At 37.2% G+C, this 16567-nt stretch carries 20 protein-coding genes and 1 pseudogene; 4 read left to right on the top strand and 17 right to left on the bottom strand.

Features of this window, described 5'->3' with window-relative positions; translation table 11 throughout:
* Positions 1–35 precede the first annotated feature (35 nt).
* The 5 genes and pseudogenes from ACFSFY_RS03165 to ACFSFY_RS03145 all read right to left on the bottom strand — a co-directional run.
* A complete protein-coding gene (locus ACFSFY_RS03165; RefSeq protein ID WP_465270267.1) occupies positions 36–755 on the bottom strand; it encodes an ABC transporter ATP-binding protein in 720 nt (239 codons plus the stop codon).
* Positions 727–2541, bottom strand: coding sequence for a branched-chain amino acid ABC transporter ATP-binding protein/permease (locus ACFSFY_RS03160; protein ID WP_381535716.1), 1815 nt, complete (start codon positions 2539–2541; stop codon positions 727–729). The genes ACFSFY_RS03165 and ACFSFY_RS03160 overlap by 29 nt, the downstream gene beginning before the upstream one ends.
* A 1-nt stretch (position 2542) precedes the next feature.
* Entirely contained in the window at positions 2543–3442 is a 900-nt protein-coding gene (locus tag ACFSFY_RS03155; RefSeq protein WP_381535715.1) for a branched-chain amino acid ABC transporter permease, read from the bottom strand.
* Positions 3443–3553: 111 nt separating this feature from the next.
* Positions 3554–4759, bottom strand: a complete 1206-nt coding sequence (locus tag ACFSFY_RS03150) for an ABC transporter substrate-binding protein (protein WP_381535714.1) — start codon at positions 4757–4759, stop codon at positions 3554–3556.
* A 202-nt stretch (positions 4760–4961) separates the two neighbouring features.
* Positions 4962–5120, bottom strand: a pseudogene (locus tag ACFSFY_RS03145) (GntT/GntP/DsdX family permease); the annotation flags it as partial.
* 414 nt (positions 5121–5534) lie between these two features.
* On the opposite strand from ACFSFY_RS03145, the gene mnmL reads away from it, so the two are divergent.
* A complete protein-coding gene (gene mnmL, locus ACFSFY_RS03140; protein ID WP_381535713.1) occupies positions 5535–6494 on the top strand; it encodes a tRNA modification radical SAM protein MnmL/YtqA in 960 nt (319 codons plus the stop codon).
* Positions 6491–7078 (top strand): tRNA 5-(aminomethyl)-2-thiouridylate-methyltransferase MnmM, encoded by a 588-nt coding sequence (gene mnmM / locus ACFSFY_RS03135; protein WP_381535712.1) that lies wholly within the window; start codon positions 6491–6493, stop codon positions 7076–7078. The genes mnmL and mnmM overlap by 4 nt, the downstream gene beginning before the upstream one ends.
* Before the next feature lie 485 nt (positions 7079–7563).
* Here mnmM and ACFSFY_RS03130 read toward each other — a convergent pair whose 3' ends face one another.
* From ACFSFY_RS03130 to ACFSFY_RS03080, 11 genes are all read right to left on the bottom strand, one after another.
* Positions 7564–7767, bottom strand: coding sequence for a hypothetical protein (locus ACFSFY_RS03130; protein WP_381535711.1), 204 nt, complete (start codon positions 7765–7767; stop codon positions 7564–7566).
* A gap of 54 nt (positions 7768–7821) precedes the next feature.
* A complete protein-coding gene (locus tag ACFSFY_RS03125; RefSeq protein WP_381535710.1) occupies positions 7822–8022 on the bottom strand; it encodes a hypothetical protein in 201 nt (66 codons plus the stop codon).
* A gap of 133 nt (positions 8023–8155) precedes the next feature.
* The gene (locus tag ACFSFY_RS03120) at positions 8156–8338 is read right to left on the bottom strand and encodes a hypothetical protein (protein WP_381535709.1); all 183 of its coding nucleotides are present in this window, start codon (positions 8336–8338) and stop codon (positions 8156–8158) included.
* A 195-nt stretch (positions 8339–8533) separates the two neighbouring features.
* Positions 8534–8836: a hypothetical protein gene (locus tag ACFSFY_RS03115; RefSeq protein WP_381535708.1), complete on the bottom strand. Its 303-nt coding sequence runs from the start codon at positions 8834–8836 to the stop codon at positions 8534–8536.
* 2 nt (positions 8837–8838) lie between these two features.
* On the bottom strand, positions 8839–9042 hold the full coding sequence (locus ACFSFY_RS03110) for a helix-turn-helix transcriptional regulator (protein WP_381535707.1): 204 nt from the start codon (positions 9040–9042) through the stop codon (positions 8839–8841).
* Positions 9043–9284: 242 nt separating this feature from the next.
* Positions 9285–9545: a maturase gene (locus tag ACFSFY_RS03105; protein ID WP_381536038.1), complete on the bottom strand. Its 261-nt coding sequence runs from the start codon at positions 9543–9545 to the stop codon at positions 9285–9287.
* 19 nt (positions 9546–9564) lie between these two features.
* The gene (gene ltrA / locus ACFSFY_RS03100; RefSeq protein WP_381535706.1) at positions 9565–10401 is read right to left on the bottom strand and encodes a group II intron reverse transcriptase/maturase; all 837 of its coding nucleotides are present in this window, start codon (positions 10399–10401) and stop codon (positions 9565–9567) included.
* A gap of 828 nt (positions 10402–11229) precedes the next feature.
* Positions 11230–11952, bottom strand: a complete 723-nt coding sequence (locus tag ACFSFY_RS03095) for an SDR family NAD(P)-dependent oxidoreductase (protein ID WP_381535705.1) — start codon at positions 11950–11952, stop codon at positions 11230–11232.
* Positions 11953–12510 carry a DUF4825 domain-containing protein gene (locus ACFSFY_RS03090; protein WP_381535704.1) on the bottom strand — a complete coding sequence of 186 codons (558 nt, stop codon included), beginning with the start codon at positions 12508–12510 and terminating at the stop codon, positions 11953–11955. It lies immediately after the preceding gene.
* Positions 12507–13181, bottom strand: a complete 675-nt coding sequence (locus ACFSFY_RS03085; RefSeq protein ID WP_381535703.1) for a permease prefix domain 1-containing protein — start codon at positions 13179–13181, stop codon at positions 12507–12509. Before ACFSFY_RS03085 ends, ACFSFY_RS03090 begins: the two co-directional genes overlap by 4 nt.
* Complete coding sequence (locus tag ACFSFY_RS03080) at positions 13174–13527, bottom strand: PadR family transcriptional regulator (RefSeq protein WP_381535702.1); 354 nt, start codon at positions 13525–13527, stop codon at positions 13174–13176. Before ACFSFY_RS03080 ends, ACFSFY_RS03085 begins: the two co-directional genes overlap by 8 nt.
* Before the next feature lie 234 nt (positions 13528–13761).
* Here ACFSFY_RS03080 and ACFSFY_RS03075 point away from each other — a divergent pair, with 234 nt between their 5' ends.
* Positions 13762–14277, top strand: a complete 516-nt coding sequence (locus tag ACFSFY_RS03075) for a GNAT family N-acetyltransferase (protein ID WP_381535701.1) — start codon at positions 13762–13764, stop codon at positions 14275–14277.
* Positions 14278–14404: 127 nt separating this feature from the next.
* Positions 14405–15058, top strand: coding sequence for a GntR family transcriptional regulator (locus tag ACFSFY_RS03070; protein WP_381535700.1), 654 nt, complete (start codon positions 14405–14407; stop codon positions 15056–15058).
* 49 nt (positions 15059–15107) lie between these two features.
* Here the strand turns inward: ACFSFY_RS03070 and brnQ are convergent, their stop codons facing one another.
* Positions 15108–16460, bottom strand: a complete 1353-nt coding sequence (gene brnQ / locus ACFSFY_RS03065; RefSeq protein ID WP_381535699.1) for a branched-chain amino acid transport system II carrier protein — start codon at positions 16458–16460, stop codon at positions 15108–15110.
* Positions 16461–16567: the final 107 nt, after the last annotated feature.

The following is a 16567-nucleotide window of genomic DNA, read 5'->3' as shown; positions in this document are numbered from 1 at the left end:
AACCGAAATACATTACAATGTATTTTACACATCCGTTAGTTCGCTGAAGTTGAACCTAAATACGTTTTTATCAGAACATCATCCCTTAATAAATCTCGTGATTGTCCATGTAACTTCACCTCACCTACTTGTAAAACGTATGCTCGGTCAGATATAGCTAAAGCAGCCATGGCTAATTGCTCGACAACCATAACCGTCTTGCCCGATTTCTTCAGCTCTAACAGAGTGTCAAATATCTGTTTTACAAATATAGGTGATAAACCCATGGATGGCTCATCAAGAATTACAAAATCAGGATCTGACATAAGTGCCCTGGAAACAGCAAGCATCTGTTGCTCTCCACCGCTTAATGTACCAGCTTGCTGCTTTCTTCTTTCCTTTAATCTTGGAAACCTTTCGTATTCTCTTTCTATAAGCTCTTGAATTTTTTGTTTCTCTTTTTTAATCGTAAACGCACCTAGAATTAGATTATCCTCTACCGACTGATCACCAAAAACCTGTCGACCTTGAGGGACATGAGATATACCACGCCCTAAAATATTATGAGCCGGGATACCTGTAATCACATTATCCTTATATAGGACAGTCCCCCCCTTCACCTTTATCAGCCCCGTAATCGCTTTTAGGAGTGTAGTTTTTCCAGCACCATTGGGACCAATAACAGCAACAATTTCACCTTCATTTACTTCCATTGACATATTGTTTAAAGCGGATGCTTTTCCATAACTAACTGAAAGATTTTGTACCTGCAACAAGCTGATTCACCTCTTCTCCCCCAAGATAGGCATCGATTACACTTGGATTTTTTTGAATAGTTTCAGGAGTTCCTTCACATATTTTCTTACCGAAATCTAATACTGTAATATAATCACAAACATTCATAACTATGTCCATATGATGTTCAACCAAAATAATAGACAATCCTGCACTTTTCAGACGTTGGATCACATCCATGATTTTTTCAATTTCTTTTGGACTAGCCCCTGCTGCTGGTTCATCTAGAATAAGTAAATCAGGTTTCAAAGCTAATCCCCTAGCTATTTCAACTAATCGCTGTTCACCATATGGCAAATCAGACGCTTTTTCATGGACTCTTTCTTCTAAGCCAACAATTCGTAATAGATCATAAGCTTTTTGTGCATAGTATCGCTCTTCTTTAGATACTTGACCTAGATATATTAGGTTTTTCAGGAATCCTGTTTTGAAGTGACGATGAAAACCAACCATGACGTTTTGTAAAACGCTCATGTCCTCAAATAACTGTAGGTTTTGGAATGTTCTGGTGATTCCTTCTCGAGCTATACCATGAGGAGCATATTTTGTAATGTTCTTCCCTTTCCAAAGAAGATTTCCGCCCGTCGGCATATATACACCACTTAGGACGTTTACTGTGGTACTTTTCCCTGAACCGTTTGGACCAATAACCCCGTGAACAGTTCCACCTAAAACCTCAATATCAACATCGTCGATAGCCCTTAACCCACCAAAATGCATAGAAATATTTTTAAGTTCTAAAAGCTTACCATTAATCCCTTCAGGTAAATCTATTTTGGCTTCCCGATCATCATGTAAGATTCCTAATTCCGTATTGACTTTTTCACTAGAAAACTTTTTAAAGTATGATAGTTTGGCGAACGCACCCACGATTCCATCGGGTAAAAGAATAAGTGCGATTAATAATATTCCACCAAAGATCATTAAATGATAATCTACAAAGTTATGAAGGAATTGCGGTAATCCAACGATCACCACTGTACCTATAATAGGACCTATCTTTGTTCCCGATCCTCCGATAATAACCGCAATAAGGAACATAATAGAAAGATTCAATTCAAAAGTTGTACTACTTATAAACTGATTTTGAAAAGCAAACAATCCTCCACCTACACCTGCTAAAAAAGCTGAGACAGAAAAGGCTAATATCTTCCAGTTTCGAACGTTAATCCCTAGCACCTCTGAAGCAACTTCACTATTTCCAAAAGCAGTAAAGGTCCTTCCAAAACGACCTCTAAAGATATTCGTTGCGCCTGCTGTAAATATTATAGCCAAAAGACCAATAAACCACATATATTGAATTGGCCCAAGTTCAAGACCGAATAAGGATGGTACCGAAGTTTTGATTCCTGCAGGACCGCCCGTGACATTTACCCAGCGGTTGGCTATAATACTAACCAATTCTCCAAATGCAATTGTTACCATTGCCAGATAAGGACCTTTCGCTCTTAAGGACAAAAGAGCTACAACCGCTCCAAACACAGCAGCTATTAAGCCAGAGATCATAATACTTACGAAGAAATTCAATCCTAATGTCATGGTAAGTATTGCAGAAAAATATGCTCCTATCGCATAAAATCCTACATGCCCCAAGGAAAGCTGATTAGAGAGTCCCACAAGTAGATTTAACCCTAAGATGACAATGTAGGTAATTAAAAATGTCTGGGCTACATGAATGGTATGAGCATTGTTAAAAATCCAGGGAAATGCATATAAGATGGCGAGCGGAATACCTATTTGATAAATCCACCATTTTGCTTTTATCATATTAGAATTTCTCCTTTACTCGTTTTCCAAATAACCCCTGAGGAAAGACTGCCAAAACGACAAGAATTAAAAAGAACGCAGCAGCTTCTTTCATGGATGTACTAACTAAAGTAAAGAGGTTTTCTAATACACCTAGTAAAAGTCCTCCGATAAAAATGCCTCGTGGATTCTCGATACCGCCAATAATTGCAACCGCAAATGCCTTTAATCCCAGGAAAAGACCAATAAATGCACCTGGATGTACCATAGGCCCGACTAAAACCCCACCTACTCCCGCTAGGACTCCTGCAATTATAAAAGCAATGGAAGCCATTAATCGAGGATTGATTCCCATTAATGAAGCAGCATCTTTATTAAAGGCAACCGCTTCAAGCGCCTTTCCAAATAATGATTTCTTTAAAAAGGCATATAAAAGTAACATAATAACTGCAGCACTAATTAGTACAAATATATCATGATAGCGGATTTTCAATATACCCAAATCTAAAATAGCGCGTCCAAATGGAGATGGGGCCATTAAAACATCTCTTCCCCATATAAGCATAGCTACGTTTCTTACAATCATAGAAACGGCCACAGTACTTAAAATCCAACCAATGGAATGCCAACTTTTTAACGGACGAATCGCGACTTGTTCCAATCCCCATCCACAAATACCCAGTATGACTATAACCAATAGTAGTGATCCTATAAAGGCAAGCCAAACACCTCCACCTAAAGTAGTTATTGTAATAAAGGTGGATAATCCTATAAGTGAACCAAGCATAACGAAGTCACCTTGACCAAAGTTCAATGTTTTTGTCGTAATAAAAGTAATATAGTAGCCCTGGGCAATAATCGCATAAACGCTCCCATATACTAACCCATTAATAAGGGCTTTTAATATATCTGTTAGTTCCATAGCAAAGGCCTCCTTCTGTTATTTTGCTACAAAAAACAAGCACTCGTGAAAAGGGAAATCCCATATAGACTTACCCTTTTCACCAGTTAAAAGTTTTATATAAGGACTCTATTACTCTGCTGCGACAATTTGTAAATCATCGTTATATGTTGCAATGAATACTTCGTCAATACCAAATGCTTCATGGTTATCCTTGGTGAAAGGTACTGATTTAATTGCTGTTACACCTTCAAAATCCGTGAAGGATTCAATTTGATCACGAATTTTCTCACTACTTAAACCAACCCTTTTTATAGCGTCTAAGATAAGTTTTGCACTGTCATATCCTTGTGCCGTGGCAATTGGGAATATGTCTTCACCATACATATCCATTACTTTTTCATGGAACTTTTTTGCTACTTCATTTTGATCAATCGTAAATGACTGTACAAAGAATAAATCCTCTTTCACAAGATCTCCAACTAGGTTTAAAACAGTAGGGTCACCTGTAGCCCAAGTCGCGTAAATAGGAGAATCCAACCCTTCATTGAAACGAGCTTCAAGTAACTTTGCTGACTGTGGTGCAAGTCCGTAGAAGATAACTGCTTCCACCCCTGCATTATTCATTGCTCGAATAGAAGGCTCTAAATTCAATTCCTTTGGGTCAAAAGCCGAAATAACAGTCGGATCCATATTGTAGTTTTCCTTCATTTGCTTAACAATATCTTCTTTTCCACCTTGCCCGTACCCTTCCGTATCATGGATGACACCAAGTTTCGTAAGTCCTTGTTTATCGATAAGCTCTTTTAAAATAGCGGACACTTGAACCCCATCAAGAGGAGCCACACGGAAAATATAGTTTTTATCAGCATCTTTATACTCTTTTGTGATTTGTGTACCTGTAGCTACTGGTACAACTTCAGGAATTTTTGCCTCCTGAGTAAATTGAATGTGAGCCATGGCATTCCCAGAGTTAGCTGGTCCAACTAAGGCTACAATTTTATCTTGATTAATTAATTTCTGAACAATCTCGACAGACTTTTCTGGTTTAGCTTCGTCATCATATAGGACTAGATTTGCATTTTGTCCTTCAAAGCCGCCAGCATCGTTAAACTCTTTAACAGCTAGGTCCACACCTCTTTTTACTCCTTCACCAAATAGAGCTGTTCCACCCGACATTGAAATAGCTAAACCTATGTTAAAGGGCTTCTTTTCTGAAGAATCCTCTTTATCACTAGTAGCTACAGGCTTTGTTTCTTCTACCTTAGGACTACATCCAACCAAAAATGTAAATAATAGCATAAAACCCACTAAAAAGATTACACCTGATTTTTTCAAAATAATTGCCTCCTCTTTTTAATAAACCCAAAGTTAATCTATTGATAAAACTAGCGGAATTAAAGAGATATACCATTTACTACTACTCTTTCTTATTGGACATGTGCCACCATCAACAACAATCACCTTTCCAGTAACACCTTTTTCCTTTTGATTTGTTTATTTTTAAGTAATCGTAAGACTTTTTAACCCCCTTTCGATGTACAGCATATTTCATACCGAGTTTATCTACAGCCCATTTGGCAACCGCGTCTGCAGCACCACTATCTTCCATTACTTTGCCGAAAACAGATCCCAGAATAAACATTAAGTACCATTTCAAGATAAAACCAGTAAACCCTGCCATATAGCTTGTGACAAAGACCAGCCTCTCCTGCAGAAGTTAAACCGGTTTGTTAATTTCAATTCGACATTAATAAAGCGCTTTCATTCATTCAAACAGATTTATATTTATAATGCAAACCCTATTTTACCACGTTTTATCAACATCTATTTAATAATAATCCGACACTTCGGACTATTCAAATAATATTCAACACGACCTTTTAAATACAATAAATACACCGTCCGATTAACTGGAATCAAATCCGACAAAACGGAATATAGGTCTTAAGTAATTATTTTATTTTATCGAATATTAATGCTAGAATCGGCTGCCAAACTCATATTAATGATTGCACTCGATTTTTCCCAACTAAAAAAATCCAGATAACTACCCAAATCATACGACTTCCTTGAAACGTGATACAATACTCATTTAGAGGAGTGATTCAAAGTGGACAAACAAACATTTCCATTCCCGACTGAAGGGAAACGATATCATACATGGTCACGTCATTTGAAAGATGAATTTGGTTTTAAAGTGTTCAAAGTAGCATTAGACGCAGGATTTGATTGTCCAAATCGTGATGGTACTGTCGCATTCGGAGGCTGTACATTTTGCAGCGTTGCGGGTTCAGGTGATTTCGCAGGAGACCGCGTGGATCCTATTGAAGTTCAGTTTGCCGAAATTAAAGAAAAGATGCATAAGAAGTGGAAAGACGGTAAGCCAATGGCCTATTTTCAAGCGTACACAAATACACACGCCCCTCTTGCAAAATTAAAAGAAAAGTTTGAAGCAGCACTTGCACAAGAAGGTGTTATGGGTATTTCAATTGCAACTCGTCCCGATTGTTTGCCCGAAGACGTTGTAGAGTATTTAGCTGAGTTAAATGAACGAACCTACTTATGGGTTGAACTTGGTCTTCAAACGGTTCACGAGAAAACGGCAAATTTAGTGAACCGGGCACACGACTTTCCTTCTTATGTAGAGGGCGTGGAAAAACTACGCAAACACGGCATTCGAGTTTGCACACATATTATTAATGGTTTACCTATGGAAGACTATGACATGATGATGGAAACGGCACGTGAAGTTGCGAAGTTAGATGTCCAAGGCATTAAAATCCATTTACTTCATTTATTAAAAGGGACTCCTATGGTAAAACAATATGAAAAAGGTGTGCTCAGATTTCTAGAGAAGGATGAATACATTAGTATAGTCGTTGACCAACTTGAAATTTTACCTCCTGAAATGATTGTCCACCGCATTACCGGTGACGGACCGATTGAACTGATGATTGGACCGATGTGGAGTGTGACGAAATGGGAAGTTTTAAACGGCATTGATAAGGAGCTTGAACGTCGCGGCAGTTGGCAAGGAAAGTTTTATAAAAAAGAAGTCGATGTTTTATGAAACTACATCGTGTTCTTCCCTATGCAAAAGAATTGCTACTTCAAACTGTTGAACCTGGCGAAACCGTAATCGATGCGACAGCTGGAAACGGAAATGATACGGAATTTCTGGCTGAACATGTGGGAGAGAATGGACATGTCTTCGCATTCGATATTCAACAACAGGCTCTGGACACTACTTATACTAGACTCAGTTCATTAAATGAAAGAGTGACGTTGGTTTTGGATAGTCACGCAAACGTTCAAGAATATGTAACTGGTGAAATTGGTGGTGCAATGTTCAATCTTGGGTATTTGCCATATGGCGAAGACTTAACGATTATCACAGAACCCGATTCCACTATAAAAGCGGTAGAACGTATTCTTGGTTTGTTGAAAGTTGGAGGTATTGTGACCATTACTGTTTATGATGGACATAAAGGCGGGGATATTGAACGTGATGCCTTACTCAGCTATGTAAAGCATTTACATCAACGCGATGTTCACGTCATTCGATATGAACTCATAAACCAACGTAAAAATCCCCCTTTCCTCATTGCCATTGAAAAGATGAGAAGCTTTACAACACCAAGACAAGTCGAATAACCCTTACTACTTGTATATCAATATAAAAAGGTGTCTTACTTAGAGTTCATAACCCGTTCAGTTCACTGGTACAAAACGCAATTAAACAACCAAAAAGATACCTAATTCGCATATGAATTAGGTATCTTTGTTTTGTCCAAACATTAACTTTTGTTAAAAAGAAACAGTTTTAGGTAGTTAATTTATACGTTAAAGCCTCTTCAAATCTATTATTCCACAATCGCAACCAAGTGGAGATTTCTTCACACGTTGATTTCCGTTCCAGCCGTGCGCTTTCCGGAGGGCGTGGCTTGAGCCGCTTCCTTCGCTTCGCTCCGTCCAGGGTCTCAAGGCACACGCTTATTCCTCCCGGAGTCGACGGCTTGCACTTCAATCAACTAAGTGTATGATACTTCACAATCGCGCCCAATTTGTAGAAAAAAATAGCCACATTTAACTACGGAAGTATTTTATAAAGATATATTACAACTCCACTTTATCTAAATTCAAATTTTCTTTATCTTAAATTCATAATCATTTGCATCTTCAAAGCTCTCTCCGGCCAGTTCAAGTACTTCTGCTCCTGTCATAAAATTATTAACAGCTTCGTCTAAAGCATATTCGGCATCTTTTTTACTGTGATATATTTCATCATCAACTTCTTCTAGACTACCATCAAATTTGTTTTTCATAAATATCTTATAAGCCATGTTACCCCTCCTTGTTTGAAAAGTAGTTCGATAGTTATAGAAATAAATTAATATTTATTTTTTCTTTAAAATAAATATTTCTCTAATAAAGGCTCCTATTACTCCAGATACAAAGATCGTAGTAATTAAGTTCACAACTCTTACAAATGTATGGGGCGAGCTAATAACTAGAAAAGCTTGAATAGTTACAAATAAACCAAAAATAATGGACATCACTACTAAAAACTTAGGCGTAGCTTCTCTTCGCTTATTCATTATTATCACCCCTGTCATATTCCAATTATATACCATATCTCTTTATATGATTTTTCTTTTTCTTTAACAAAATGGCCTGATTGAGTCGCAGCGGTTGTTCAGTTAACGCGCCCATTTGTTGAACAGTGTAAGTTTAATTTTTGAATTTGCTAGGATCTTCAATCCTTGTTGAAATTACTTCTCCACAACTTAGACAGAAGGTATATATCTTGTCAGAACCCATTGACATCTTCTTTCCCAAGGGTCTAACTCGCATAAAATCAGTGCCTTCTCCAAATTGAGTACTGTTACATTTTGGACATTCATTTTTACTCATTCGTAACATCTCCCTTATATTTAAATATACAATTGAACTCATTTATCCATTCCAGAATGCAGTTCCTCTTCAAGAACTAGAACCCGAGTATGGCTAATGTGAATTTTATTTTTAATTAATTGCTCAGTCATTTACAGAAGATATTTTAAGCACTCAAATTTTGAAAATTGTTTACTTAGCTTATTATTCTTGTATTTAGAATTTGAAGTTAAAATAAAAAACCGAAACAGCCCATCCAGTTAAATGGATTAACAAGAGTATTCCCAATAACTGGCCAGCAGCCATCTCAACATCAAAAATTAATAATGCAAATAGAATATACATTGAAACTAAAGTTATCTTCCAGGCACTTGCAAAAGATTTAATGGTAATGCTCGCATGCCTTTCATCAAGCCCTCTATTTTTCGCTGCCTTCTTACGCCCCCACCAAAGCCCGAAAAGCCCTCCTGAAGCTCCAAGCAGTAAACCAAAAATACCCCAAAATTGATTAAACTCCATATTTACTCACTTCCTTTCTCAAAAATAAACACCTCTTCAATACTAAGTTGAAATAACTTTGCTATTTTATATGCAAGTTCCAATGAGGGTTTATATCGCCCATTTTCAAGCGAAATTATTGTTTGTCTTGAAACACCCAATTTTTGAGACAGCTGTTCTTGTGTAAAACAAAATGATGTTCTGAGCTCTTTTATACGATGTTCCATGTTCTGTATCTCACCCCTCACATGTAAAGCCCGCTTTACGTAAAGCATACTTTACTTATCGTGTTTTGTAAAGCTCACTTTACAAGAGTTTGTGAGTATTAGAAAACAAGTTTGTCCAATCCCTTTATATGATTCAGTCTTTACTTTTAAAAATCCTTAAAATCGAGTAGAGTGAACGAATCAGCGTTTTGATTCGTTCGACCCTCTCACACCACCGTACGTATGGATCCGTATACGGCGGTTCAATGATTTGAGTGTACGAACTGGTACTTCTTCGCTATATCCATATAGCCAAGTTGTGCCAGTTTTTCATCTGTTAAAGACCTATGAAGGATAAAGCTTGAAGAGATTCTCCAATATCCCTTTCGGTTATTTGACCATTCATAAGCTTTATGTTTATCAATCCCGAGTTGAATCAAATTCCTACATTTTGTGCGTGGATTTTTCCACTGCTTCCAAATATATTGCCTGATTCTCCGTTTCAACCAACCATTTAAGTTCATCATGAAGCTTTTCATTAAACTAACGCCATAGTAGTTTATCCATCCATCCATTCATTAATTGCTTGATTTGCTTGAAAAGGACTTCAATACTTCTTCCTCTGTTTCGCTTTGTGATTTTCTTCAATTTCTGCTTCACTGTAGATTTCGCCTTTTGATGTGGTCGAATTTTGACACCGTCTTTAGTTGGCAGTATACAGAACCCTAGAAACTTTCGTTTCACCGGACTTCCTACCGCACTTTTCTCACGATTTACGGTTAATTTTAGTTCATCTTCAAGGAAGTTGATTGAACTCCCCATTACTCGATAACCTGAACCTCTACTTTTGACGTAAATATTTAGGTCATCAGCGTAACGGACGAATTTATGTCCACGTGCTGTGAGTAATTTATCAAACTCATTCAAATAAATATTACTGAGTAAAGGCGATAAATTACCACCTTGTGGTGTTCCCTCGTCTGGGATTTTAACTAAACCATCTATCAGAATACCACTCTTGAGATATTGACGAATCAGACGTAAAATACGTTTATCCTGTACCTTCTTCTCAATGTAGTACATAAGTTTATCATGATTTACGGTGTCAAAATAAGCTTTCATATCTAAATCTACAACGTATTTGTACCCTTGTTCGTAGTACGACTTCGCTCGCATGATTGCTTGATGTGCACTACGCTTTGGACGAAACCCAAAGCTATTATCGGAGAACATCGGGTCAAAGATTGGTTGTAAAACTTGATTGATTGCTTGTTGAATCATTCGGTCGATAACAGTTGGAATACCTAACTTTCTTACACCACCATCAGGTTTTGGAATTTCAACCCGCAACACGGGTTGTGGACTTTCACCACCGAGCATTCACCCATACAGGGCACACCAAAAAAAAGTTCGTAAAAGTAAACTTTTACGAACTAGTGAAGCAATAGAACAAAATATAACAATAGACATTTATTTGGCCCGATTCTTGAATACGTGCTTTATAATAACTACACTCCGTTGCTTGAAGTGCAGGCGTCGACTCCGAGAGGATCAGCGAAAGTCGTTACGAAGAACGGCTTTTGCGAGATAAAGCGTTAGCTTTTCGAGCATATCTTTGCACTCGCCTTGAGACCCTGGACGGAGCGCAGCGAAGGAAGCGGCTCAAGCTACGCCCTCCGGAAAGCGTACGCCGGAACGCAAAGCAACAGTTTTTCTACATTCGATTTTGGCCCGATTCTTGAATACGTTCTTTATAACAACTACACTCCGTTGCTTGGAGTGTAGACGTCGACTCCGAGAGGATCAGCGTGAGCCTTGAGACCCTGGACGGAGCGAAGGAAGATCAAAGCTGCCTTAATTTCTGCAAAACCACAGAAATACGGCAAAGCGAACACTTCGCTGTTCACTTGGCTCAAGCCACGCCCAAAGAAGAATGGTTTTTATTCTTCTCCCGCGGAAAGCGTACGCCGGAACGCAAAGCAACAGTTTATCTACATTGGATTTTGCCCCGTTTGTTGAACCATAATCCTAAACATACTTATAATTAGCATAACATAATCATTCCAATATTCTGTTTAAACACCAAAATGGCATCGTTAATTCCAATGCCATTTGATGTTCTAATTCGATGTTAGTTCGCTTGTTGTTTCAGCTTTTGTACCACTCAACTGAATAGGTTATTAGACTTCAATAAGACACTTTTTATAGTTAAAAATCACGAATATTTACAATGGGCCCTTCTACTTTAAAATCTATATTTTCTATGAACCCAATTATTTTCTGTGCGGTTTGTTCAGCACTGCTCAGTATTCCCTGCTCTTTATAAGCAATGAATTTGCCAAGAAGTGGAAATGCACCATCATCACTTGCCCGAATTGTTTCTTGCATGCCGGTATCAATAATTCCAGGTGCGATTGAAACGATATCTACTGGGTAGTCTGCATTCGCCTGTTCAAGCCCAACAACCCTAGAGAAATGATCCAGTCCCGCTTTCGTAGCGCAATACGTCCCCCAACCTTCATATGCATTCCTACCAGCCCCAGAAGATATATTCACGATTCTCTTTGTTCCCGTGAAATTCTTTAATTCCGTAATAAATGCGTTGGATAAAATCATTGGAGCAGTCAAATTAACTGCAATACCTTCTTCAATTCCTACCGCTTCTACATCTCCAACCAAACCAATTGGATCGACCATTCCCGCATTATTAATAAGTGTAAATGAGGTCGCTTCTTCACTATATTTGCTGATCACATTCTCTATAAGTTCATGTAGCTTGCTCGTATCTTTAAGATTTACAGTTATAAAGTTCTCTACATCTTCAGGATTTGTTCGAGCGATTCCGATTACCATTTTATCTTTCGACTGTAGCTGTTTTGACAGTTCAAATCCAATTCCTTTTGAAGCACCCGTAATAATAAATACATCCATTTAACTTTCTCCCCCTACATATGCATTAAACCATTCGGTAAGTTGCTCATTGTTAATTATAGGTTGCTGCACTTTTTCTTCGAATATTTGTTCATCTATGAATGACGAAATGTCTTCACCAAACCAGTCATTCACACGTTTTCTTGTTACAGTAAACTTTTTGTCGGAAAAATGGAACTCTACAGTTTCCATGTTTTTTATGAGCGTAAAAACAGCTGTCGCATTATAAAGAATCGCCTTTTCTACTCTAGATGCTCCAATTTCGTCAATACCTTTTTCATAATTGATTGTAAATCGAAATGTCTCAGGATCTTGTGCGAAGGTTTTTGGAATGTCACTCATCGGTAAATCACCAATCAGGTTCAACGTGTTTCCAGCTGCCCCCATATAGGAATTCTCATATTTGAGTACCCAACTAAATTGATGAGTTTCAGGTTCAAGTTGTTCCAGTTGCTCCTGTTCAACAGCAGCGTCCATCTTAGGTAAATAAAAAAACTGAACCCAACCAAATAGTACTATACCTACTATAAGCAAGCCGATAATTAGTTTTCCTTTCATATTTTTTCACCCTCCTCATATTGTGTGATTGTTTTTTCCAGCCGATTGCTTAACAGTGGAACAATAATTGTAATCAAAGGGAGTGCATACAAGGCAAAGATATTCGCAAATTGATAAGGACCGCTAATGGTTATTGGGTTTGAATACCATATGTTGCTTGCAAAATGTAATCCAGTAATACCTCCCCAAGCAATCAATAGAAATAACCCCCAAATAATCCAAACCGTCTTCTTTACTTTAGCAACTTTAAACAAATCAATATGTGTTATGCCCTTTACTATCAAATCGCGCGTTATAACTAGAAGTCCATAAATGCCACTAACGATAATAATTGCGAAGAACAACAAGAATGAAACATTTCTAAAATTCCCTATGATGCTTAAAGGCATTGTAATAATCCATGTCACAAGTAAATATATTAGCATCCACTGAAGCATTCCAAACACTAGCTTATTTTTGTCAACACTCTTTGAACCCTCAATTACTTCAGCAAAATCTGGCATTTTTTCAATGCTTACATGAAATGCTTCTTCAAATGAAACTCCACTATTTTGCAAATCTTCAATTTCAGCTTCCAAATTCCCTATCACTTCTTCTTTTAAATCCAACGTTTCATTTGTTTTCGGATATTTGCTGAATACCTTATCGATGTGTTTTCTAATTTTATTCATCCTCTTCACCCCTTTCATTTACTAAAAGATCAATAATCAATTTTGCTTTGTTCCAAGCTTTCACATTCTCATAATAAATCGTAACCCCTTCATCCGTAAGCGTATAATATTTTCGTCGGCCACCTTGAGTTTGATTTCCCCAGTATCCTTTTATATAGCCTGCTTTTTCCAATCTTTTCAAACTGCTATATAAAGTAGGCTCTTTTAATATATACTCTCCAGAACTCCCTTCAGAAATGGCTTTCATAATTTCATAACCATAATTATCCTCATTTTTTAAAACACGTAAGATAATCGTATCTATATTTCCACGAATCAGATCCGCGCTGACTCCATTATCAATCATTTCATTCACCTCTAAATAAATTATAATACCTATTACTATGTCTGTCAAAGTACTCTGTGTCAAGTATATAAAAATGAGGAAAAACCAACTATCAATAAGTTGGTTTTCAATCGCCTATATTTAAATTTCCCGCCCCATGCTTTATTGTTTATACTTAACTTAGAAGATCAGTAGTACTTTACCGAAGCGTTACAAAATATGCTTATCTCGTACCAATCTAATGGAGTGATATATTTGGATGAAGTAATGATTCGACAAGCTACACATAAAGACGCTCAGGCTGTTTCCGATTTATTAATAGTCAGTCAATGGTTTACGTACGAAAATTTATTCTCAAAAAACTACATTCAAAAATTGATTGATCAATATTATAATGTTCAACGTATTCGGAAGGAAATTAACTCAATAAGTGTGGATTGGCATGGTTATTATGTAGCCGAACAATCTGGAACGATTGTAGGTGTGATTGGTGGAGGTATGACCAACCAAACAACAGGGGAAATTTATGTCTTTTACTTGGATCCTTCAATGCGAGGAAAAGGGATTGGTACCAGACTTCTTACCCATTACACAAAAATACAGAAACACATTTATGGTGCTACAGAACAATGGGTAGCTGTTGCAAAAGGAAATGATTACGGCATTCCTTTCTATGAAGCACGCGGGTTTATATTTCAATTCGAAGAACTATCATACGGTGCTTTGGAAGCTGAGTTGGATGTCTCTTTAAAATATAAGAGAGAACTATAACTTTATTTACATAGTTTTATTAATGCTCTTTTCAAATAAAGTGTGAATAATGTAATATATTGTATATCATTAGAAATCATTTACCTATATACTTTAACTAACGACTTAAATAGGATGGTGAAATTCATTGCCAATACCCGTTAATCACGTCAACCCTAAACGACAATCAGCCAAAGAAAATGCATTCGATCAACTTCAACAATGGATAATTGATGGAACGCTACAACCAGGGGAAAAATTGGTGGATGTTGAACTTGCTAATGCCCTAGGTGTTAGTAGAACGCCTATCCGGGAATCTCTGCAACTTTTAGAAGTACAAGGATTTGTAAAAATGTATCCGGGTAAAGCAACTCAAGTTACCAAAGTACATAAAGAGACGATTAAAGATCTTCTTCCACCTTTAGCTGCTTTGCAAGCATTAGCTGCAGAACTGGCGATTCCACATCAAAATAAGAAAATGCTTCAGGAACTGGAAAGCTTGAATGAACAATTTGCAAATGCCGTGAATTCAAAAGATTATTTTACAGCTCTGAAACTAGATGAGGAATTTCATCAAGTTATTGTAAATGCTGCTAATAATCCATATATCCACCGGATGGTTGCTTCTTTACAAGCTCACGTTCGTCGGTTGTTCTTTCATAACTCCATTGTTTTAACAGTGGGATCTATTGAAGAACATAATGAAATCATTCGATTAATAAAAGAACAAAAGAGCACTGATGTTTCCACCGTAATGCGGGAAAACTGGCTACGTGCAATTGAAGAATTTAAAAACTTATAAATCTCAAAAAATCCGACACCCTAAAAATAAAGGATGTCGGATTTTTTAATTATACAGTTTTAGGGCGGTACATGATTCGTGCGAATAGACCTGTGATTAACATTATAGCAAGTACTGGAAGAAGCCAACCAAGCCCTTGGTGGTAAAACGGTAAATTTTGTTGATAAAAAGTAATAATCGGTTGCAACCAATTAAAATATGGAATCTTTAATGAATCGCATAATGTTTGAAATCCATCAATGATACTGATTGCAAATGCAACTGCTGTTGCAGAAACATACACCACACGAGCATGATAAAAGAGTGGAGATGTAAATGTTAGCAACATAAGGACAATAGCTAAAGGATATAAGAACATTAACACTGGGATTGAGTACGTAATGATATTTGATAATCCAAAGTTAGCTACAACGAAACAAAAAAGAGTGAAAAACGTTACGAAGTATTTATAACTGATTTTAGGTAGGATTGTATGGAAGTATTCCCCACACGCAATCATTAGACCGATACTTGTAGTTAAACAAGCAAGGGTAATAATCACCGCTAACATAATCGAACCAATCATACCAAAATAATAGGATGAGGCACTACTAAGTACAGGGCCACCTGTCTCAAACAAACCGAAAGCTTCTGTACTCGTTGCCCCTAGATAAGCAATGCCGACGTAAAGGATTCCTAAAAAGCTTGTAGCCACTGCTCCAGACTTTATACTGGCAACTAATATTCCCCGTTTACTCGTTACACCCATTGACCGAATGACATTAATAACGATTATCCCAAATACTAAAGATGCAAGTGCATCCATTGTGTTATAGCCTTCTGTAAATCCTTTCATAAATGCACCGTTCATATAGGCTTCTTGCGGAGGCATAATTTCACCCATCGGTTTTATAATTACCATAATGAGCAATATAAAAAGAAGAATGATAATACCAGGCGATAAAATCTTTCCAATACGATCAACAATTTTAGCTGGATTTAAAGACAGCCATAAAGTTAAACCGAAAAAGAGGAGTGTAAAGATGATCAATCCGAGTTGCATAGAACTCTCAGGAATAAATGGAGCAATTCCTACATCAAATGCGACTGCACCTGTTCGAGGCGCTGCAAAAAATGGCCCAATCGTCAAATACAGTAACGATGTAAAAATTAGTGCGTAGACTGGGTGTATGCGGCTGGCAAGTTCTTGTAAGTTTCGACTCCCCGAAACACCCATAGCTAAGATTCCAAGGAAAGGCAGCCCGACACCTGTTATTAAGAATCCAATAATTGCCGGCACTAAGTTTGTTCCCGCATATTGACCAAGTTCTGCAGGAAAAATTAAATTCCCAGCTCCAAAAAATAAAGCGAATAGCATTGTACCAATTACTAAATATGATGAAAATGACAATTTCTTTTCCATATGTCTTGTTCCCCCTGAGGTGTTTAAAGCTTTTCAACGTAATGAATAGGTTCAATAGCTATATGTAATATATTGCTGAAATAATAATGTTAACTCCGTTTCATTGA

The organism is Sporosarcina siberiensis (assembly GCF_042681925.1).
In the GTDB taxonomy this organism is placed as follows: Bacteria; Bacillota; Bacilli; order Bacillales_A; family Planococcaceae; genus Sporosarcina; species Sporosarcina siberiensis.
The sequence above is the reverse complement of the archived record's forward strand: the minus strand, read 5'-3'. Positions and strand labels throughout refer to the sequence as shown.